The sequence below is a fragment of the Vibrio sp. 2033 genome, assembly GCF_033339735.1.
Window position 1 is genome coordinate 1 of record NZ_JAWOVC010000027.1, and the last position, 22,353, is coordinate 22,353.

Annotated in this window: 17 protein-coding genes; 7 read left to right on the top strand and 10 right to left on the bottom strand. The window is 46.6% G+C overall.

All coding sequences use genetic code 11. The annotated features are described in order from the left end of the window. Positions 1 to 480 precede the first annotated feature (480 nt). The 6 genes from fre to trxA form a co-directional block, all read right to left on the bottom strand. Entirely contained in the window at positions 481 to 1,194 is a 714-nt protein-coding gene (gene fre, locus R7P74_RS22065) for an NAD(P)H-flavin reductase (RefSeq protein ID WP_005382872.1), read from the bottom strand. A gap of 14 nt (positions 1,195 to 1,208) precedes the next feature. After that, on the bottom strand, positions 1,209 to 1,478 hold the full coding sequence (locus R7P74_RS22070) for a 2Fe-2S iron-sulfur cluster-binding protein (RefSeq protein WP_009696789.1): 270 nt from the start codon (positions 1,476 to 1,478) through the stop codon (positions 1,209 to 1,211). Next, positions 1,475 to 3,328 carry a 4-hydroxy-3-polyprenylbenzoate decarboxylase gene (gene ubiD / locus R7P74_RS22075; RefSeq protein ID WP_033907314.1) on the bottom strand — a complete coding sequence of 618 codons (1,854 nt, stop codon included), beginning with the start codon at positions 3,326 to 3,328 and terminating at the stop codon, positions 1,475 to 1,477. The genes R7P74_RS22070 and ubiD overlap by 4 nt, the downstream gene beginning before the upstream one ends. A gap of 91 nt (positions 3,329 to 3,419) precedes the next feature. Beyond that, complete coding sequence (locus R7P74_RS22080) at positions 3,420 to 4,412, bottom strand: hypothetical protein (protein WP_005378756.1); 993 nt, start codon at positions 4,410 to 4,412, stop codon at positions 3,420 to 3,422. Between the two features lie 106 nt (positions 4,413 to 4,518). Continuing rightward, complete coding sequence (gene rho, locus R7P74_RS22085; RefSeq protein WP_005378757.1) at positions 4,519 to 5,778, bottom strand: transcription termination factor Rho; 1,260 nt, start codon at positions 5,776 to 5,778, stop codon at positions 4,519 to 4,521. 196 nt (positions 5,779 to 5,974) lie between these two features. Then, on the bottom strand, positions 5,975 to 6,301 hold the full coding sequence (trxA, locus tag R7P74_RS22090) for a thioredoxin TrxA (protein WP_004745500.1): 327 nt from the start codon (positions 6,299 to 6,301) through the stop codon (positions 5,975 to 5,977). Positions 6,302 to 6,412: 111 nt separating this feature from the next. Here trxA and rhlB point away from each other — a divergent pair, with 111 nt between their 5' ends. From rhlB to R7P74_RS22105, 3 genes are all read left to right on the top strand, one after another. Beyond that, a complete protein-coding gene (rhlB, locus tag R7P74_RS22095) occupies positions 6,413 to 7,732 on the top strand; it encodes an ATP-dependent RNA helicase RhlB (RefSeq protein WP_005378764.1) in 1,320 nt (439 codons plus the stop codon). Between the two features lie 19 nt (positions 7,733 to 7,751). Continuing rightward, positions 7,752 to 9,245 carry a guanosine-5'-triphosphate,3'-diphosphate diphosphatase gene (gppA, locus tag R7P74_RS22100; RefSeq protein ID WP_054577299.1) on the top strand — a complete coding sequence of 498 codons (1,494 nt, stop codon included), beginning with the start codon at positions 7,752 to 7,754 and terminating at the stop codon, positions 9,243 to 9,245. Between the two features lie 171 nt (positions 9,246 to 9,416). Beyond that, positions 9,417 to 11,060, top strand: a complete 1,644-nt coding sequence (locus R7P74_RS22105) for a sugar nucleotide-binding protein (protein ID WP_318123188.1) — start codon at positions 9,417 to 9,419, stop codon at positions 11,058 to 11,060. A gap of 222 nt (positions 11,061 to 11,282) precedes the next feature. Here R7P74_RS22105 and R7P74_RS22110 read toward each other — a convergent pair whose 3' ends face one another. The 3 genes from R7P74_RS22110 to recQ form a co-directional block, all read right to left on the bottom strand. Next, a complete protein-coding gene (locus R7P74_RS22110) occupies positions 11,283 to 11,957 on the bottom strand; it encodes a 7-cyano-7-deazaguanine/7-aminomethyl-7-deazaguanine transporter (protein WP_005378770.1) in 675 nt (224 codons plus the stop codon). A gap of 234 nt (positions 11,958 to 12,191) precedes the next feature. Then, the gene (locus R7P74_RS22115) at positions 12,192 to 12,497 is read right to left on the bottom strand and encodes a DUF3630 family protein (protein ID WP_167415541.1); all 306 of its coding nucleotides are present in this window, start codon (positions 12,495 to 12,497) and stop codon (positions 12,192 to 12,194) included. Positions 12,498 to 12,506: 9 nt separating this feature from the next. Further along, positions 12,507 to 14,342, bottom strand: coding sequence for an ATP-dependent DNA helicase RecQ (gene recQ / locus R7P74_RS22120; protein WP_005451195.1), 1,836 nt, complete (start codon positions 14,340 to 14,342; stop codon positions 12,507 to 12,509). Between the two features lie 179 nt (positions 14,343 to 14,521). On the opposite strand from recQ, the gene rarD reads away from it, so the two are divergent. The 4 genes from rarD to ggt all read left to right on the top strand — a co-directional run bounded on the left by rarD (position 14,522) and on the right by ggt (position 18,937). Continuing rightward, positions 14,522 to 15,439, top strand: coding sequence for an EamA family transporter RarD (rarD, locus tag R7P74_RS22125; protein WP_005378774.1), 918 nt, complete (start codon positions 14,522 to 14,524; stop codon positions 15,437 to 15,439). 71 nt (positions 15,440 to 15,510) lie between these two features. Beyond that, entirely contained in the window at positions 15,511 to 16,308 is a 798-nt protein-coding gene (locus R7P74_RS22130; RefSeq protein WP_005382915.1) for an AraC family transcriptional regulator, read from the top strand. Positions 16,309 to 16,399: 91 nt separating this feature from the next. After that, positions 16,400 to 17,059 carry a LysE family translocator gene (locus R7P74_RS22135; RefSeq protein ID WP_005378776.1) on the top strand — a complete coding sequence of 220 codons (660 nt, stop codon included), beginning with the start codon at positions 16,400 to 16,402 and terminating at the stop codon, positions 17,057 to 17,059. Positions 17,060 to 17,170: 111 nt separating this feature from the next. Then, complete coding sequence (gene ggt / locus R7P74_RS22140; RefSeq protein WP_053350786.1) at positions 17,171 to 18,937, top strand: gamma-glutamyltransferase; 1,767 nt, start codon at positions 17,171 to 17,173, stop codon at positions 18,935 to 18,937. A 982-nt stretch (positions 18,938 to 19,919) separates the two neighbouring features. Here ggt and uvrD read toward each other — a convergent pair. After that, positions 19,920 to 22,094: a DNA helicase II gene (gene uvrD / locus R7P74_RS22145; RefSeq protein ID WP_005378778.1), complete on the bottom strand. Its 2,175-nt coding sequence runs from the start codon at positions 22,092 to 22,094 to the stop codon at positions 19,920 to 19,922. Between the last annotated feature and the right edge of the window lie 259 nt (positions 22,095 to 22,353).

Genomic DNA, 22,353 nt, shown 5'->3' on the forward strand with positions numbered 1-22,353 from the left:
TTCAATTTAAGATTTTGTTCGGCTCAATGAATACTGAACATTACATAAAGTAATGTTTGAATTGACTGTGCTGAATCTTTCGATTCAATGGTCACTTCGTTTCATTGAAACCTAATTTGATACCGAAGTATCGAATTGGATTATCATCAACGAGTGCCCACACAGATTGATAGGTCTATATTGTTAAAGAGCTTGCTTTGCGATAAGTTTTTCTCTCAAAGCGGAGGTGCATTCTAGCGATTTAATTGACAGTGTCAAACACTTTTTCAATTTTATTTTTCGTAGAAGCTTTCACCTCTCCGACCCTGCTGAAGCCTTATCGCGTCTGCCGTGTCGGTGGATGCGCATTATAGGGAACTCAGATCCGTTCGCAACCCTTTTTTGAAAAAAAATGGAAAAAACTGACTGTTCGATGACTATTTCATCAAAAAAGCACAAAAGAGGGTAAAAAACCCTCTTTTTCTGTATCAAAAGCCGTATTTAAATGAATGCGTACGCGTCTGCGAACATACGTTCGCTCTTCGCTTTCTTGTTCTGAGTGAACTGTTCACGTGCTGCGCCAGCCATTTCAAAACGACCTGCAATATAGATATCGTAGTTTTCTAAGCTTTCGAAATCTTCAGCTACAGCTTGTAGCACGTTACCAACTTTACCTTGCCAGTCTGCAGGAGCTTCTTCTACTACTGGCACAAAATGAACATTGGCAAACTTGTCGGCAATCTCGACCAGTTCGTCTTTAGCATAAAGCTGGCAGTTATCGCGCGCGCCCCAATATAAATAGATAGGATTGGTTTTATTCTGCGCTACGCAGTGATCCAGAATCGAGCGAACGTAACTGAAGCCTGTACCACCAGCAATTAATAATAATGGGCGTTCGCTTTCTTCTTGAACCCAAGCATCGCCATGTGGCGCATCAATTTCAATCTGACCATCAGTTTCAAGCGCCGCTTGCATTGCTTCGACAACTTCTTGTGCATAAGCGTTGTGTTCCGCAGCACCGATGTGCAGTTCAAGTTCACCTTCATGACGACAAGGGCTGCTTGCGATAGAGAAAGGACGTTTGTCTTTTTCACCCATCACCACCATTAGGTACTGACCCGCTTTAAAAGGCACTGGTGATTCTGGATGAAGAAGGATTTGGTAAGTATTACAAGCTAACGGCTGAATAGACTTTACTTTACATTGGATGGTCATGGTGTTCCTCTCGCTTACTCGTCAAAAGTAAGCACTAAATTACTTTCTGTATAGGCTTGGCAAGGGAATATCCAACCTTGCTGTTGCTCTTTTTCGGTTAGCATAGGTTCGAGGTGATAGCTCACCTCGCCCGTTAGCTTTTTACACATGCACATGGCGCAAGCGCCAACTTGGCAACGGTGTGGGAAGCGAATATTGTTGTTGAGCGCAGCTTCCAACACCGTCTCCCCTTCTTTTACTTGGAATGTAACGTCCATTGGTAGAAGGTGGACTTGATGACTCATAGAATACCTAACTGGTCCCAAATCTCATCGACTTTAGCCACAAGTTTAGGATCTTTTTTGATAGGCGTACCCCACTCGCGCGTGACTTCAGATTCGAACTTGTTGGTCGCATCCAGTCCTAATTTGGATGAACTCTCAGTCTTACCAAGCACTTGAATCGTGTCTCTATCTGGGTCCATTCGAGTTGTCACCGCCCAAATGATGTCATTCCAATCTCGTGCATTAACGTCATCGTCGCACAAAATGATGAATTTGTTATCCGTGTACTGAGCAAAGAAGCCCCATAGATGTTCCATCAATTCTTGGGATTGACCAGCTTGGTCTTTCTTCATAGTCACGACAGCAAATTGGTTGTTTGCTGTAACTGGAAGATAGACGTCAACAATCTCAGGGCGTTGCTGTTTCAACTCATTTAGTTCTGCTTCGGTAATCGCTTTGCTGTCTCGCTCAGTAACCTCGGTTCGCGTCGCCAGCTCGGCATCCCATTTAATGGTCGCATCCAAGCCCATTTTGGAGCCAAGCCCAACCACTGGTGAAGCAAAGTCGAGCGAGTCGATTGGCGTGTTATCTATCATCAAGGTATCACGTACAGGATCCATATGCTCTGACATGGCTTTCACGACATCATTCCAATCTCGTGCGTTTACCGATTCATCGCACACAATAACAAACTTGGTATACATGAATTGACGTAAGAAAGACCACACGCCCATCATTACGCGCTTGGCATGTCCTGGGTACTGCTTCTTCATGGTGACGACGGCCATTCGGTACGAACAACCTTCTGGCGGAAGATAGAAGTCTTCAATCTCTGGGAATTGCTTTTGCAGAATAGGCACAAACACTTCGTTTAATGCCACACCCAATACAGCTGGTTCATCTGGCGGACGACCTGTGTAGGTGCTGTGATAAATAGGGTCTTTACGCATAGTAATGTGCGTAATAGTAAATACGTGGTGCTTTTCTTTTTCGTTATAGTAGCCAGTGTGGTCACCGTAAGGACCTTCATCAGCAAACTCGTTCGGGTCGATATAGCCTTCCATCACGATTTCCGCGCTCGCTGGCACTTCCAAATCGTTGCTGACTGACTTCACGACTTCCGTTTTGCTTCCACGTAGCAAACCTGCAAATGCGTATTCCGATAGCGTATCTGGCACTGGTGTTACTGCGCCAAGAATGGTTGCTGGGTCTGCACCAAACGCGACCGAAACTGGGAAAGGTTTACCTGGGTTGGTTTCCATCCAATCGCGCAGATCAAGCGCACCACCACGATGGGCTAACCAACGCATGATGATTTTGTTCTTGGCAATTTTCTGCTGACGGTAAATGCCTAGGTTCTGACGTTTCTTATTTGGACCTTTGGTTACGGTTAAGCCCCAAGTAAGCAGCGGCGCTACATCTTCTGCCCAGCAGCTCATTACCGGAATTTTATCCAAGTCGACTTCATCACCTTGCCAAACAATGTCTTGGCATGGTGCTTTACGTAAACGCTTAGCCGGCATATTCAATACTTGTTTGAACACTGGCAGTTTTTCTAAAGCGTCTTTGAAGCCTTTTGGTGGCTCAGGTTCTTTTAAATAAGCCAGCAGCTTACCGACTTCTCTTAATTCTTTAACATCTTCACGTCCCATACCGATTGCGACACGCTCTGGTGTACCAAACAGGTTAGTCAAAACAGGTACGTCGTAGCCGATTGGGTTCTCAAACAACAGCGCAGGTCCACCAGCACGCAAGGTGCGGTCGCTGATTTCTGTCATTTCATAAGCGGGATCGACAGGGTGAGTGATGCGTTTAAGTCGACCTTTCTGTTCTAGGTGGTCGATAAATTCGCGTAAATCCTTAAAACTCATAGGCCTTCATGCTGGCTGATTAAACTGTCCGCAGTATAACAAATAGGAGGACGCTAAGATCCTCCTATTTTGTGTGGGTATGTGAGCCAGATTACTTTAATACTTGTTCAATCTGCCGAGTCTTTATCTGATGGTTCGAAGATACTAACTCTTCCAACCAGGTTTGATGCCCTTGTTGAGCAAGCTCTCGAGCAACCATGGTTGCTTCTTCTGATAACGCCATTTTTCTAACTAGAAACTGCTTTACTTGCGGAGATAGAGGGTTAGATTTTGTAAGTAGACTAATAGCTTCTGGCTTGAGTGATGGGTTAACTGTGGCATTCATCAATTGCTGAATGGAAAAAACGTCTCCAACCGCAGCTAAACGCTCAAGCTCGGACTGGCTGTTGTAATCGGCTTTCATCCGCCAGAGTAAGTTGTACACTTCCTCATCCTGACTAACTTGTGCCAACCTGACTATCACGGCCGTCGAGGGTAACCAACTGGTCACATTTGCTTTGGTTAACTGGGCCGTTAATGCAGCAAGCGCGTTGGGTGATAAACTGTCTAACTCTCGAATCAAAAGCGCTTCACGCGCTTGAGCTTGTTGAGATGGCCCTGTAAGCCATTGCTTTAAGTTAAGCTCTCTTCGTTCAGCTTGTAAGACAAAGTCCAAGGTACTTTGGTCTTGTTTCCAACGCTTAATCAAGCGACTCGCAATAACGGGAAAGTTAAAAGCGGGTACACTAAATTCATACCCATCACCTCGCTCTAACACTTGATAAGTCGGGGTCATACGGATCTGGGACTCAACAAACAGAGCCATTCGAGGCGTGAGAATCACATCTTGCTTTTCAAGCTTTTCCAACAATTGAAAGCGCACCACCTCTTGTTGAGGCAAAGCAAGTCGATCAAGGGCAAATTTAAGCGAGTCGACTTCATCTCTGACAGCGTAATCAAGCAGTTCAGAGACTTTAGTCTGTATTTGAGTATCCTGAAGCCACTGTTCTACTACAGACTCATGCATTTCCTTGGCAGATAATGTCGCAGGTAGAGTGATAAGTGACAAGCTCAGGAGTAATGACGACAACATTCCTTGTTGCATGTTAACCTCCCGATAACATTTCCTTCATTCTGATACTTCTATCGGGAGAAAGCAATAAAAAAGCCACCGATATACGGTGGCTTTTCGCAGAATAACTTATCTGAGACTATTGACGACGCATCGCATCGAAGAACTCATCGTTGGTCTTCGTCATCGCTAGCTTATCGATTAGGAACTCCATTGCGTCGATTTCGCCCATTGGGTGAACGATCTTACGCAGAATCCACATCTTCTGTAGTTCGTCAGTCTTCGTCAGTAGCTCTTCACGACGTGTACCTGAGCGGTTAAAGTCAATCGCAGGGAATACACGCTTCTCAGCAATCTTACGGTTCAAGTGCAGTTCCATGTTACCTGTACCCTTGAACTCTTCGTAGATAACTTCATCCATTTTAGAACCAGTATCTACTAGTGCCGTTGCAATGATAGTTAGGCTGCCGCCTTCTTCTACGTTACGTGCAGCACCGAAGAAACGCTTAGGACGATGTAATGCGTTTGCATCCACACCACCTGTTAGTACTTTACCTGATGAAGGCACTACGGTGTTGTAAGCACGAGCTAGACGAGTGATAGAGTCAAGCAAGATAACCACGTCTTTCTTATGTTCAACAAGACGTTTTGCTTTCTCGATCACCATTTCCGCTACTTGTACGTGACGAGATGCTGGCTCATCGAAAGTCGACGCAACCACTTCACCTTTAACTAGGCGTTGCATCTCGGTTACTTCTTCTGGACGTTCGTCGATAAGAAGAACCATCAACTCACACTCTGGGTGGTTGTACGCGATGCTTTGCGCGATGTTTTGCAGAAGCATTGTTTTACCCGCTTTAGGCGGAGCAACAATCAGACCACGTTGACCTTTACCGATTGGCGATGCCAAGTCTAAAACACGTGCTGTAATGTCTTCTGTTGAACCGTTACCACGCTCCATCACCATGCGCTCATTCGCATGTAGAGGGGTAAGGTTTTCAAATAGGATCTTGTTACGGGCGTTGTCTGGTTTATCGTCGTTAACGGTATTGACTTTTAGAAGGGCAAAGTAACGTTCACCGTCTTTTGGTGGACGAATTTTACCAGCGATAGAGTCACCAGTACGTAGGTTAAAGCGACGAATCTGACTTGGTGATACGTAGATATCGTCCGGACCCGCAAGGTATGAACTATCTGCACTGCGTAGGAAACCAAAGCCGTCTTGCAGAATTTCCAGAACCCCATCGCCAAAGATGTCTTCGCCGCCTTTCGCGTGCGCTTTTAAAATCGCGAAGATGATGTCTTGTTTTCTTAAGCGAGCTAGGTTCTCTAATCCTAAGCTTTCGCCCAGTTTTACAAGGTCAGACACAGGTCTGTTCTTCAGTTCGGTAAGGTTCATGGTGGTGGATTCTTGTTTAGTCAAAATAAGATCTGTTTTCTAGTTAAGATGGATTTGGTCTCAGGATCGACCAAGAAGAGAAATTTGTTCAATTAACGCGCGATAAGTTAGCACTAATTAGTATTCTAGTCCAGAGTTAGAAAAACAAAACCGTGCATTGTAACTTTGCACGGTTTTATCTGTAATCACTTGGTGATTATAAGTTTGCGTCTAGGAACTCTTTTAGTTGAGTTTTAGACAGAGCACCTACTTTCGTTGCCGCTACGTTACCATCTTTAAATAGTAATAGCGTTGGAATGCCGCGAATACCAAACTTAGGTGGTGTACCTGCGTTATGGTCGATGTTTAGTTTACCGATAGTGAGTTTGCCTTCGTACTCGTCTGCGATTTCGTCCAAAATAGGAGCGATCATTTTACAAGGACCACACCATTCTGCCCAAAAATCCACTAGAACCGGGCCTGCAGCGTTGATTACATCGTTTTCAAAACCGTCATCAGTTAGCTGCAAAATCTTATCACTCATCTTCCACTCCAATGTGTTTTTCGAAACTGGTTGGATGATAACCAGTAATTAGATGCCCTATTGGAATGTATTTACTTTCGTATTGCAAGCTTTAGCTGATATTCTATAGCCATGAAAAAGACGCATATCACAGAGCAAAAGTTCGCCGATTTGGGCTTAAAGCCCCAAGTTATTGAAGGATTGGACAAAAAAGGGTTCGAATTTTGTACCCCTATCCAAGCCTTGGCGTTGCCGGTCCTGCTCACCGGCCAAGACATCGCAGGCCAGGCCCAAACGGGTACTGGTAAAACGCTCGCGTTTCTTACTGCTACGTTCAACCACCTTCTGACGACTCCGGAACATGAAGGTCGTAAGCCTACACAGCCACGCGCAATTATTATGGCGCCTACACGTGAGCTCGCTATTCAGATTTACAATGATGCAGAATCATTAACTGAAAGCACAGGTCTAAAAACCGCTCTAGCTTACGGTGGTGAAAGCTACGACAAGCAACTTGCGAAACTGCAAGACGGCGTAGATATTCTGATCGGAACAACAGGCCGTATCATCGATTTCTACAAACAGCGCGTATTTAACCTCAACAACATTCAAGCTGTTGTTCTGGACGAAGCCGACCGCATGTTCGATCTTGGCTTTATTAAAGACATTCGCTTCTTGTTCCGTCGTATGCCTGAGCCAAAAGAGCGTTTGAACATGCTGTTCTCAGCAACGCTGTCTTACCGCGTTCAAGAACTGGCATTCGAACACATGAATACTCCTGAGCATGTCGTTGTCGAACCAGAACAAAAAACTGGCCACCGTATCCAGGAAGAGCTTTTCTATCCTTCGAATGAAGACAAAATGGCGCTGCTTCAAACACTAATTGAAGAAGAGTGGCCAGATCGCGCTATCATTTTTGCCAATACCAAGCATAAGTGTGAATCGGTTTGGGGACATTTGGCTGCCGATGGACACCGTGTAGGCCTTCTTACTGGCGATGTACCGCAGAAGAAGCGTGAGAAGATTCTTGAGCAATTCACCAAAGGTGATGTCGACATCTTAGTTGCAACTGACGTTGCAGCGCGTGGCCTGCATATTCCTCAGGTAACGCACGTTTTCAACTACGACCTTCCTGACGACTGTGAAGATTATGTTCACCGTATTGGCCGTACTGGTCGCGCTGGTGCGAGCGGTCATTCGATCAGTTTTGCTTGTGAAGAGTACGCGGTTAACCTACCAGCAATCGAAGAATACATTGAGCACACAATCCCAGTTTCAGAGTACGATTCGTCGGCACTGATTCAAGATCTACCGGCTCCGATTCGTATGCGTGCACCACGCAACCAACAGCGCCGCACGAATACTGGCGGTACCCGTTCTGGTTCTGGTAACCGTAAGCCGCAGGGACGTCGTCCACGCCAACCGCGTCAATCGGCACCAAAACAATCGTAATAGGAAACTGAGTTCGTTTATGAGTCAAGCAGGATCATCACCGCTATATGCCGCCATCGACCTCGGGTCGAACAGTTTTCACATGCTCGTTGTGCGTCACATCGATGGCAGCGTTCAAACAATGGCTAAAATTAAGCGCAAAGTTCGTCTAGCAGCGGGCTTAGATGAACATAATTCTCTTAGTATGGAAGCTATGCAGCGAGGATGGGACTGCTTAAGTCTATTTGCGGAACGCTTGCAGGACATTCCTAAGCAAAACATTCGCATCGTCGGTACTGCAACATTACGTACCGCGACCAATGTAGATGTGTTTTTAGAAAAGGCTAACCAAATTCTAGGCCAGCCTATCGAAGTGATTACTGGTGAAGAAGAAGCTGCCACTATCTATAAAGGTGTCGCTCACACCTCTGGCGGTAGTGGTCGTCGCCTTGTAGTCGATATCGGTGGAGCAAGTACCGAACTGATTATCGGTGAAGGTTTCGAAGCCAAAGCACTGACCAGCTTAAAAATGGGCTGCGTGACTTGGCTTGAAAACTTCTTTAAAGATCGCCAATTGAATGCTCGTAACTTTGACGCGGCAATTGAAGGAGCGAAACAGACCATCCAGCCGATTTTAGAACGTTATACAGAAATTGGTTGGGATGTGTGTGTTGGTGCATCAGGCACTGTTCAGGCATTGCAAGAGATAATGCTGGCGCAAGGCATGGACGAAGTAATCACTCACTCCAAACTCAAGCGTCTACAGAAGCAAGCCATGTTGGCCGACCATTTAGAAGAGCTCGATATTGAAGGCTTAACACTTGAGCGCGCATTAGTGTTCCCTAGTGGCCTCTCTATTTTGATTGCCGTTTTTGAATTGCTTGAAATCGATGCTATGACACTGGCTGGCGGCGCACTACGCGAAGGCTTAGTGTATGAGATGGTTGAAGAGCTTCGTCAAGAAGACATTCGTGCCCGCACTATCGCTAGCGTACAAAATCGTTATCAGCTCGATCACCAATACGGTGAACAAGTCGCTAGTCTGGCACACACGCTTTTACAGCAAGCTGGAGGCGATGAGTGGATTACAGAGCCTCAGGGCAAGATATTACTCGAGACCGCCGCAAAACTGCATGAAATTGGCTTAACTATCGATTTCAAAAAAGGCGGAGAGCATAGTGCTTACTTGCTGCAGAATTTGGATCTGCCTGGTTACACGCGCGCGCAGAAGTTCTTTATTGGTGAAGTGGCTCGTCGCTATCGCGAACAACTCACTTCTTTACCTGAGCAGCATGCATTATCAGGCTCAAGTGCCAAACGAGTATTGAGACTGTTGCGTCTTGCGGTTCTGCTCAGCCATCGTCGCAATCCTGATCTAGAGCCAAATGTGACTCTAACAGTTGAAGGCGACAATCTAACGTTACACATTGATGCGCAATGGCTAGAGAAAAACCCACTGACTGCGGCTGAGTTGGAAATTGAATCCAACCGTCAGACAGACATCGGCTGGCCGTTAAGCGTCGTAGCAATATAATCGACCACTTCTGTCATAACGTATTAAGCCCAGGCGTTCGCTTGGGCTTTTTTGCATCTACTTCCCCTACAAAACGTGCTGCCCAGCAAAAATCTCAGCTTCTCCGCTCTACATCGAAAAACAGCCATGCTTTATTGATAAACACAATTTAGCCAACCAAGATGCACCATCATGAAAACCGTTTTAATGACTGGCTTAACTGGCACCCTCGCCCCAAAAGTCGCTCATCAGTTTCACCTACGCGGCTGGAACATATTGGAGTGGAATCACCACCAAATCTCACCAGATGATCCAGAGCAAAGTGAACAATTTTGGCAGCAACACCACATCAATGCGGTGTGCCATATGGCGATGGGGAGTGAAGCATGGGCAGCGTGGCTTGGTGAGCAATGCAAACGCCACAATATTCCTTACCTCTTTGTCAGCACAGCAATGGTATTTGATGCCACAAAAAACGGGCCTTATGGCATCTTTGAAGAAAGAAACACCCAAGATGATTACGGCAAATACAAAGTTCGTTGTGAAGATGCAATCTGGCAAGCAAATCCAGATGCGATGGTTGCTCGAATTGGTTGGCAGCTCCATCACCAAGCAGAAGGCAATAACATGTTGGCGCATCTCGACCGCCAATATGAAGAGAACGGCGTTATTACCGCTAGCACGGCTTGGTATCCTGCGACTTCTCATATGGACGATACTGCACTCGCCTTTTTGCAGCTTATTGAGCGGAACGAAGCCGGTTTATATCACCTTGATAGCAACTTAAAAGATAAGTGGAATTTCTACGAACTCGTTTGTGCACTCAAACAGCATTACAACAAACCATGGCAAGTACTGCCAAGCAATGACTATCACCATGACCAACGTCTAACAGATGAACGAATTGCCTTGCCGCCATTGAGTGAACGTTTCACCAAGCCAGAGCAAATCCAGCAAGCCGGCATCATAGGAATCAACTGGGGACGCACGCACATTCCCCACTATCGAAACAATGGTGTATCGGTCACAACGTTATGCGCCAACCAAATAGAACCGCTTCAGCAAGCGTGCAGTGAAGAAGCAATCCCAAAGGCAGAAACGAACATCAGCGCACTCAAACTACTTGATGTCGTGACCATCGCGACACCTGCGCATACTCATGCAGAGATCATAAAGACGTTAGGTTCAACCAAGCTTATCTGTGAAAAGCCATTGGTGGGATTGAATTCTGACATCACTCACTGGCAGCAACCGAACGCCAACCTATTGGTTAATTACGCCTTTGCTCAGCTTAATACCGCCAAGACGATAGAGAAGTGGCTCACTTCGCAAACCCAACCTTGTGTGGTCAATCTAGTCACCCAAGTTAACCTACCGGGCACCTTCACGCTCAAAGAGTGGTTTCTTGAAACTGCCAGTCACCCTATATCTTGGTTGCTGCACTGCTTTGGAGACTATTATCAATCGACACTGGTTGAGGAAAACGGCCAACTGATCGTTGATCTGCAATGTGGCGACCACCAGCTAAGGTTTGTATTTGAACTAACAGGTGAACCGGGCATCGAGCACAATCTAACGATTCAATCCAACCAGACCTTAACCAGCAAAGGCTACTACCGTGTCGGAGAAAAATGGCGTTTCGAGCCCATTCTCGTTAATGGCAACGCGATAAATGATGGAGAGTACAGCGAGTCTGATTGCTGGCAGGACGCCAATCAACGCAGTGTCGGTTTGATGTTGGCGATGTTCAATCAAAGCATCAGCTGGGATAACGGCCTGCAACTTGGCGCCTTCGATGCGCAAAAAGCCATTTTGATTGAGAAGATGCTCTGTTAGCCATTTCACCAGCGAGCTTCCTCTACGTGCCGTACCTTCGATTAAAAGGTCTCACTCGGGACCTTTTTTACTGCTCATTTTTACCTTCGTACAGCTCAGGGAGCTTTTGGACACCCATGATCTAATTGCTCCCCACGCTGTACAAAACCCTCTAAATCCCAGTAAGCAGGTACAAAAAAGCCGCTTGATTTAAGCAAGCGGCTTTCGGGGTTCCCACTGATATTAAGACTGAACGCTTGTCGTCACCTTAAAGTCAGGGTTCACCGCAGTCAGCTTCTTAATTAGGTAATTCAGTAATACGCCGTACATCGGAACGAACAAACCAAGACTGATAATCAGTTTGAAGCCGTAATCCACCAGCGCGATTTCCGTCCAATGCTCTGCCATAAATGGATCTGGGCTTTGATAGAACGCAATGGCGAAGAAAGCGATGGTATCAAGTGCATTACCGAAAAGCGTTGAACACGTTGGTGCCACCCACCATTGCTTCATTTGACGTAGGCGGTTGAACACGTGCACATCCATGATCTGACCAAGTAGGTACGCCATGAAGCTAGCAATCGCGATACGAGCAACGAATAAGTTAAATTCCCCTAGGTGACCAAAACCTTGGAATTGACCTTCGAAGAACACCACCGATAAGAAGTAAGACACTGCCAAAGCAGGCAACATCACTAAGAAGATGATCTTACGCGCCAACTGAGCACCGAAAATACGCACCGTTAAGTCAGTCGCTAGGAATATAAATGGGAAAGTGAATGCGCCCCAAGTGGTATGGAAACCGAAAATAGTAAACGGTAGCTGAACTAGGTAATTGCTAGATGCAATAATGACTAGGTGGAATAGAACCAGATAGATAAGGGCGTTGCGCTGCTGCGCAGGGGTAAAGTTACTCATGCGATACCTTTTTAGTTTGGTTTGGGGGTGAGGGAACCCAAATCGAGTCACTGAATAAAGTGGCTCTTACCAACAATGTAAAATGAAAAATAAACTGGCTTGGCTCTTTCTGAGCGAAGCGGTGGGCGATTATACATTAACCACTTTTCGCCGCAAGTCGTCTGTTTTACGCAAACGTTTGAGCATAAAAAAGGGTGTTTCATGTGAAACACCCTTTCAAGAAAAGTTCTATTTTTAGAAGCCGCGTTGAAACAATCCTGCGAGATAATCCAACTCTTCCCTGCTCTCTTCAATCGCTAACGCTTCAAACCAAATCGCTTCGCTGTAATGCTCTGCTTTCATAAACAGTCGGCAACCTTCAAAGTCGATCAGCCAAGAGTGAATGTCCGCATCCCACTGCTTTTCCACCACAGTAGCAGAAAGCAAACTAACTAAACGCTCACCTAAAGCAGGAAAGCTATCAAGGTCAAAGCTCGGCGCGGTAATGATTAAGCGCCCTTCTTGTGGCATGTAGTCCGCTAAGCCAAATTCCTTTTGCATCTTGGTTCCTTATCCGTGGTGAGTAATGTGTTCTTGAATCAAATCAAGGAATGGATCGGCGTACTTCTCTAGTTTGCGCTGACCAACACCGCTGACTGCCAGCATTTCGCCGTAAGACGTTGGCAGAATTTCCGCCATATCAATCAAAGTTGCGTCACTGAAGACCACGTATGGTGGCAAACCATCTTCATCAGCAATCGACTTACGCAGCTTACGTAACTTAGCAAACAGCTTTTTGTCGTAGTTCTTGCTGGTCAGTTTATCTGACTTCGCCGCACGTGCTGCGGTGTCTAAACGTGGAACCGCTAACTCTAGGGTCACATCGCCACGCAAAAGCGGACGTGCCTCTTCGGTTAATTGCAGCGTTGAGTTACGCGTGATGTTTTGAAACAACAGCCCTTTGTGGATTAACTGACGGAAGATACTCACCCAGTAATCGTGGCTGTGGTCGCGCCCTATCGCGTAGGTAGAAATCTTATCGTGCCCGTTTTCACGTACACGAATGTTTTGCATGCCACGTAACACTTCTACCACGTAGCCCATACCAAAGCTCTGATTAACACGGTACACACAAGACAACGCCTTACGTGCTTCTTCTGTTGCATCAAAGTGCTTCGGTGGATCTAAGCAAATATCGCAGTTGCCACATGGCTTCTCACGATACTCACCAAAGTAATTCAATAGCACCTGACGACGACAAGTCTGCGCCTCAGCAAAGGCACTCATCGCATTCAGTTTGTGGGTTTCCACCTGCTTCTGTGGACCATCGTCTTTCTCATCCAACATACGGCGCAGCCAACTGATGTCCGCTGGGTCATACAACATCATCGCTTCTGCAGGTAAACCATCACGCCCTGCACGACCCGTTTCCTGGTAGTAGGATTCGATATTGCGCGGGATATCAAAGTGAACCACAAAGCGCACGTTTGGTTTGTTGATGCCCATACCGAATGCCACGGTCGCCACTACGATTTGGATGTCATCCCGTTGGAAAGCTTCTTGAACGTAAGCGCGCTCATCGGCGTCCATACCTGCGTGATAACCAGCAGCACGAATGTGGTTGTTGCACAGCTTCTCGGTCACCATCTCAACTTTCTTACGGCTACCACAATAGATGATGCCGCAATTCCCCTTTTGGGTTTCAAGATAACGAACGATTTGCGAAACCGGCTTGTGCTTCTCAACTAAGTTGTAGCGAATGTTGGGACGGTCGAAGCTGCCTAGGTAAACCTCTGGATTATTCAGTTGCAGACGTTCAAGAATATCTCGGCGCGTTGCGTCATCTGCGGTCGCCGTCAGCGCCATAAATGGCACATGGGAAAACTGCTGCTTAAGTTGACCAAGCGCGGCATATTCTGGACGAAAATCGTGTCCCCACTGGGAAATACAGTGCGCTTCATCAACGGCAATCATCGATAACGGCAGGTTTTCCAAACGTTCAATGAAGTCACGCATTAATACGCGTTCTGGCGAGACGTACACCAACTTAAGATGACCAGTGTGCATGCGGTTATACACGCTGAGCAGCTCTTCACGAGGCATGGTCGAGTTAATGCACTCAGCCGCTACACCGTTGGCTTTAAGCTGGTCCACTTGGTCCTTCATCAGCGAGATAAGCGGAGAGATCACCAAAGTAATGCCAGAGCGAACCAAAGCAGGAATTTGATAACACAGCGACTTACCGCCACCAGTAGGCAGGATAACTAAGCTGTCGCGACCTTCTACCGCAGCGTCAATCACCAACTGCTGACCATCACGGAACTCTTGGTAACCAAACACATCCTCCAACACACGTTGAGGCGTTACAGGCGAATCAGATTGTTCGGCTAACAAGGTCGAGGTCATGAAAAGTCTCAGATTGGGTCTTAAAAAAAGAGGTGCTTATGCATACCACTGGCACACAAAGTGAGGGCACATTGTAATGGGGTTTCATGGTGAATAAAACCGCAAATTGTTAGGTGTTTCGCATCACGACTCGTATACTGATTTTCTGCTCTATAAAACACACAATTAGGTGACACTTCATGACACCAGAAGACGAACAACAACGCGCGCGGCAAGGCATCTTGCTAGCGATTGGCGCGTATACCATGTGGGGCATTGCGCCGATGTACTTTAAGTCCATCGCACAAGTATCTCCTTTGGAAATTCTAAGCCACCGAGTGATATGGTCTTTCTTTTTGCTTGCTGCACTCCTCCATTTTGGCCGTCACTGGCGCTCGGCTTACCACATCGCGAAAGACAAAACGAAAATCGCTTACCTGATCGCAAGTTCCATGTTAATTGGCGGCAATTGGTTGATTTTCATTTGGGCGGTAAACTCGAATCATATGCTCGACGCCAGCTTAGGTTATTACATTAACCCACTGATCAACGTCTTACTCGGGATGGTATTTTTGGGAGAGAGACTGCGTAAATTACAGTGGTTCGCGGTTGTATTGGCAGGTTGTGGCGTACTCGTTCAACTGATTGTATTTGGCTCCGTACCTGTTGTTGCGATGGCGTTAGCAATGAGCTTCGGCTTTTATGGCTTATTAAGAAAGAAAGTCAGTGTCGATGCAAAAACTGGCTTGTTTATCGAGACATTACTTCTACTGCCAGTGGCCGCTGTTTATTTGCTTTTTATTGCCGATACACCAACCTCAAATATGCTTACGAATCCACTTACGTTAAATAGTTTGTTGATCGCGGCTGGGGTTATAACAACCCTGCCACTGCTGTGCTTTACGGGTGCAGCAACAAGACTCAAATTATCGACTTTGGGCTTTTTCCAATATATAGGCCCAAGCTTAATGTTTTTACTTGCAGTATTGATGTATGGCGAACCCTTTACCATGGATAAAGCGATCACTTTCGTCTTTATTTGGGGAGCACTAGTCGTGTTTAGCTTTGATGGATTACGTAATAACCGTCGCTCACGCCGAATCGTTCAGCCACAGTGATCGTTTTTTACAAGACAAGTTAGAAATTGCCAGATAAGCTTGGTCATAATGTGACCAAGCTTTTTTATTTAATGGAACATATTCAGTACTACGCAACCGACCATGACAACTTGAGTCTAATAGAGGCGAAATACCAGAAATTTGCTTTTCAAAGGCATTACCATCTGGATTTTCATCTCGGCCTGATCACGCATGGTGCGCAGAAGTTCCAATACCAAGGTAACAGCCACCAAGTTGGTCACGGGCAAATTGTGATTATGCCGCCGGATGAGCTGCACGACGGGCAATCTAAGCTCGAGAGTGGCTACGAAGTAAATGTGTTTGCGATCGAACCTCATCTATTGAGCGATCTGGCTGATCTTAAGCAAAACGGTCAAATAATACACTTCAACGAACTGATCATCTCGGATCCGCAGATATTTTCACAACTTAGTAACTTACACGGGCTGCTTCGTCGTGAAAACCTCAGCCAACTCACCAAAGATTGCCTTCCTTTTGAAGGATTTAACCAACTTTTTGATCGCTACGGATCGCTTGAGCGACAAAAAGTGGTGCCGCTAGGAAACCAATCGCTTGGGACGTTAAAAGATTATCTAATGGCTAACCTTGACCAAGCGGTGCGTTTGGATTCACTTTCAGAGCTGTGCCAACTGAGCCCAACTCAGTTCCAGCGCCACTTTAAAGCGCAAACTGGCATGACGCCTTATGCATGGTTCGCACGCCTGCGCCTTGAACAAGGCATGAAGTTACTGCAAGCTGGTCAATGTGGTACCGACGTCGCTCATCAAATCGGTTTCTACGATCAAGCGCATTTCAGCAAAGCGTTTAAACAGACCTACGGCGTTTCCCCTTCTCAAGTGGCTCGTTAATTTCATTTACCGAGAAAGCTGTCAGTTTTTTACAAGCGCCACAGGTGACTTGCCACGACAATAGCCACATTGGTTAAATTTGAGATGTGTTATGAATGAATCCACCATATTGCTGACACTCGCCAGCATTCACTTTATTGCCCTAATGAGTCCAGGTCCGGACTTTGCGCTGGTCGTACAAAATGCGACGCGTCATGGTCGTCAAACTGGCTTGTACATTGCGTTGGGATTGTCCGTCGGTATTTTGCTGCACTCTTTGTTCAGCCTGACAGGTGTGAGTTTTGTCGTCCACCAGCACCCAGTGCTGTATTCCGTGGTACAACTGCTCGGTGGTAGTTACCTGCTCTACTTAGGAATTGGCGCATTGCGTGCCGTGATCTCGATGATCCAAAACCCACTGACGGATCAACCTAAGAAGCAAAATAACCTAGTGATCAGCAATAAGCGTCAAGCGTTTGCTAAAGGGTTTGCGACCAACATTCTTAACCCAAAAGCCCTGGTGTTCTTTGTCAGTTTGATGTCGAGTTTAGTCCCAGCAGGTATGTCGATTACTGGCAAAGGTATTGCACTGGTCATCCTGTTTGGCTTGTCGCTATTCTGGTTCTCTAGCCTTGCATGGATGCTGTCGACACAGCGCTTACAGCGTAAATTGCAACAAGCGGGTATCTACATCGACGGTCTATGCGGCGTGGTATTTACTCTAGTGGGCGGCAGTATTCTATACCAAACTATCAATACTTTTATCGGATAAAGTACTGATTTAAAAGCGTAGCACAATCGACATTTCTAAGATTGCTGACTCGACGTGACTCTCCATAACTGCCAAGCTCAAAGCACAAAACTGGCAACATGGAGAGTCATCATGCATTGGACGTTCAACCGACTCGTGACCACGGGTCTTTTTCTTACTTCCCCACTAATCTTATCTACCTCAGTCTTTGCTAACCAAGCAGCAGATGCGGTTGCGCCGGAGCACAGCACTGGCTTCGAGCAAAAACAATTGATCAAAGCGAAAGATTATATGGTTACCGCTGCTAACCCAATTGCAACCCAAGCTGGTGCGGATGTTATTGCCCAAGGTGGTAATGCTATTGATGCTATGGTTGCCGTGCAGCTGATGCTGGGCTTGGTAGAACCGCAATCATCAGGCATTGGTGGTGGCGCCTTCTTAGTGTATTGGGACAGTGAGAAACAAAAACTGACTACGTATGATGGACGCGAAACCGCACCGCTCGCCGCAACGCCGAAACTCTTCCTAGATGACAAAGGACAACCACTGCAATTTTACGATGCGGTTGTCGGTGGGCGTTCCGTTGCCACTCCTGGTACAGTGAAACTGCTGTGGGACACGCACCAGAAATACGGCAAGTTGGAATGGAAGAAGATAATCCAACCCGTGATTACCTTGGCTGAGCAAGGTTTCGAAGTCAGTCCTCGCCTCGCGAGTCTGATTGAGAAAGATGCTAAGCGCCTATCACGCTTCCCTGCGACTAAGGCTTACTTCTTCAATCCAGACGGCTCACCAAAAGCCGAAGGCACGTTGTTGAAGAACCCTGAATACGCGCAAACTCTGACGGCAATTGCAGAGCAAGGGGCAAAAGCTTTCTATCAAGGCGATATCGCCACAGACATCATCAAGACCGTACAAAATGTACCGGGCAATCCTGGCGTATTGGCACAACCTGACTTTGATGCGTTCCAAATCAAGCAACGTGAACCGGTTTGTGCGGCTTACCAAAGCTATGACATCTGCGGCATGGGACCACCTAGCTCTGGCGCATTGACGGTTGGACAGATTCTCGCGATCACCGAGCAATACGATCTTAAAGGTTGGGGAGCCGAAAGCGCGAAATCATGGCAAGTGATCGCCGATGCATCGCGCCTTGCGTTCGCGGATCGTGGTAAATACATGGCTGACCAAGATTATGTGCCAATGCCAACCGAAGGCTTGCTTGATAAAGATTATCTCAAACAACGTGCTGAGCTCATTCAAGTCGGTAAAGCCTTGAGTAAGGCTGAAGCCGGTAATCCTCCTTGGTCGCACGCCATGAACTTAAGCATGGACCAATCGATCGAGCTGCCTTCCACCAGCCATTTCAATATCGTCGATAAGCAAGGCAATGTGGTTTCAATGACAACAACCATCGAGAACGCCTTTGGCTCACGCTTGATGGTACGCGGCTTCTTGCTCAATAACGAACTGACCGATTTCTCTTTCCGCACGCATCAAGATGGTGTGCCAATCGCAAACCGATTAGAACCGGGCAAACGCCCACGTTCATCTATGGCACCAACCATTATGATGAAGGATGACAAGCCTTACATGGCAATTGGCTCACCGGGTGGCAGCCGCATTATTGGTTACGTCGCACAAGCCATTATCGCCCACACGCAATGGGATATGGACATCCAAAGCGCGATTAATCAGCCACGATTGCTGAACCGTTTTGGCACCTTAGATATTGAGCAAGGTACCGCCGCAGAGGGCTTACAGCCTGCTCTGGAGAAGATGGGCTTTAAAACTGATGTTCGTGATTTGAACTCTGGACTGCATGCGATACGTATAACAAAAGACGGTCTTGAGGGCGCAGCCGATCCAAGGCGTGAAGGTGCCGCTATCGGGCAGTAAGAGTCTTTCGCTCGACCCCTTGTGCGAGATCTCTCACAAAGGGTTGAGCAAACCTCTCTTTTTTAATGGTAAAACCGTACAACAAAGATAATAAGCCATTGAATTTAATACTTATGTATCTTTTTTGAACGCTAAGAGTGTAAAAAAATGTGAGATTAGCCCGTTGTTGGAAATCGTTAAACACGTAATATTAAACCTGTCGGAAGGATGCTGACACGGAACAGGAAACACCACGGACTTGGTGAACTTCAGGAAGAAGAAACGGTTATTCAGGATGAATAGTCGGGCATGGATTGCAAAATTGGACATTGAACGGAATCAATAGTGACTAGGATGGTTGCTACTAAGGACGGGAAATGGACACCTCTGGACGAGGCAAGGATTTGAACATCAGGATGATGTCAGGGACACCGCTCAGGGAACAAGTGATGAGAGCTAACGAGGATAGTTAGCAGACCAGGATAAGGTCACTAAGGACACCGCTAGGAAGGCGACGTAAGGATTAAGCTGACGGATTCAGCACACTATCATGGATTAGATGCATGGAGCACTCTTAGTAGCTGGATTGCTGCGAGTAAGACTATAACCCCGATGGGCGCAAGCCCTCGGGGTTTTTCTTTGCCTAAAGTTTTTCTCAGTAGATCTGCTGAAAACAGGCATTCACCCACAACGCCCACCTTTCACTTCAAACGGCATCGTTAAGTCGCGCTTTTGTACTCCATTTATCATTCCATTTTTTACTGCGTTAGCGACACCAAAACTGCACAAACAAAAAGAGCCGCCGAAGCAGCTCTTAAGTTGATGATACCAATCACAGTAAATAAGTGATCAGAAATAGCGTAGGGAAAATGCTTGAGAACAAGGCGCAATTTTTCGATAAGTAGTTATTCTACAATCAAAAATTGCAACGCAGTTATCGAGTATTTTAACAAGCTAGAATGACCAGTTATTTACTACGATTGGTATGAGTTTTGGTCAAGCCTTACAGTTTCTCTAGTCGTGCGTAAGCAGTTACCAACCATTTGATGCCTTCACCGTTAAAGGCAATCTGTACACGGCTCTGTGGACCACTGCCTTCGAAGTTGATGATGGTGCCTTCACCAAACTTTGGATGCATCACACGAGAACCTAGCGTAAAGCCGGTTTCATTAAAGCTCTCTTTCACAACAGTTTGGCTAAATCGACCACTGCTTGAAGGACGGCTAACTTGCGCCTTCATTCGTACTTCATCTAAACAAGTTTCTGGCAGTTCACGGATAAAGCGAGACGGTTTATGGTATTTATCCTGACCGTACAAACGACGCATTTCAGCATAAGTGATGTACAGTTTCTGCATCGCACGGGTCATGCCTACGTAACACAGACGGCGTTCTTCTTCTAAGCGCCCCGCTTCTTCTGCCGACATTTGGCTTGGGAACATGCCTTCTTCCACACCGACCATAAACACCAATGGAAACTCTAGACCTTTCGCACTGTGTAATGTCATGAGCTGAACCGCATCTTCAAATTCGTCCGCTTGTCCTTCGCCCGCTTCTAGTGCTGCGTGGGTTAGGAATGCCGTCAGCAGTGACATGTCTTCGGCTTCTTCTGGTTTCTCGAATTGGCGAGTTGCGGTCACCAATTCCTCCAAGTTCTCAATACGTGCCTTAGACTTTTCGCCCTTCTCTTGCTCGTACATCGCGAACAAGCCCGAGTATTTAATCACATGGTCAGTTTGGTGATGCAGCGGCATCTCTAAGGTGTCGTCTTCTAGCGCGGTGACAAGCTCGATAAAACGGCTCAGAGCACCAGCAGCGCGACCAGCAAGCACCTTCTCGTCCAACATTGCCACACTCGCTTCCCACATGGTGCAACCACGATCACGAGCCGCAAAGCGGATGGTTTCAAGCGTCTTATCGCCCAAACCACGCGTTGGCGTATTCACCACACGTTCAAACGCCGCATCATCGTTACGGTTGGCAATCAGACGCATGTAGCTCAAGGCATCTTTGATTTCCTGACGTTCGAAGAATCGCATGCCGCCGTAGATACGGTAAGGCAGACCGGCTTGAATTAACGCTTCTTCCAGAACACGCGACTGGGCGTTGTTACGGTAAAGCATCGCAGCGTCATTCAGAGCACCGCCCTTGTCTTGCCACTCTTTGATTTTGTTCACCGCAAAACGGGCTTCATCTAATTCGTTGTAAGCGCTGTAAACCGAGATAGGCTCACCGACCACGCCATCCGTCCACAACTCTTTACCCATACGCTCGGTGTTATTCGCAATCAGGGTGTTAGATGCTTCCAGAATGGTCTTGGTTGAACGGTAGTTTTGCTCAAGACGAATGGTATTTACGCTTGGGAATTCGAGCGTAAACTTCTCAATATTCTCGACTTTTGCACCACGCCAACCATAAATCGACTGGTCGTCATCACCTACGATCATCACGTGACACTCAGGACCCGCCATCATACGTAGCCAAGCATATTGAATGTTGTTGGTATCTTGGAACTCGTCCACCAAGATATGCTTAAAGCGTGCTTGGTAGTGTTCACGGACGAACTTGTTATCACGCAGTAGCTCATGTGCGCGCAGCAAGATTTCCGCAAAATCGACTAAACCAGCACGATCACACGCTTCTTGGTAAGCGGTGTACAACTGCAGATATGTCTTGGTTACTGGATCATGGTACGCATCAATGTGCGACGGACGCAGACCTTCGTCTTTCTTACCGTTAATCCACCATGCCACTTGGCGTGCAGGCCATTGCTTCTCATCGAGGTTTTGCGCTTTGATCAAACGCTTTAGCAGACGCTGCTGGTCGTCACTGTCAATGATTTGGAAATCTTCCGGTAGCTTCGCATCAAGATAGTGTGCTCGCAGAATACGGTGACAAATGCCGTGGAAAGTACCATTCCACATACCGCCTGCACTGCCCATCATTAGCTCTTCGATACGTCCACGCATCTCTGCCGCCGCCTTATTGGTAAAGGTTACCGACATAATTGAGAACGGAGAAGCTTGCTCGACCGACATCAGCCAAGCGATACGGTGAACAAGAACGCGTGTCTTACCACTTCCTGCGCCAGCAAGAACGAGCAAGTTTTCTAGAGGTGCTGCAACGGCTTCACGTTGTTTATCGTTCAAACCGTCGAGTAATAGAGATGGATCCATCATGATGAGAGCTACTGGTTATTTATACATAAAAACCGATTATAACCTAAACAACCGGGTGCTGTTTAGACAAAACTTGATAAAAAAATCGATGTTTTTTTGCCCAACACATCAATTAGTTATACCCATTTGACCCTGCAAACCCATTTACTTCGGAAATTTTTCTGAAAGTTTTTTAGCCAGTTTCCTATCTTTTAAGTTAAGCAAGTTGATAACAAAAACGCCAAAACAGGTGATTCATCTTGCCAACTTAAAGTAAAGG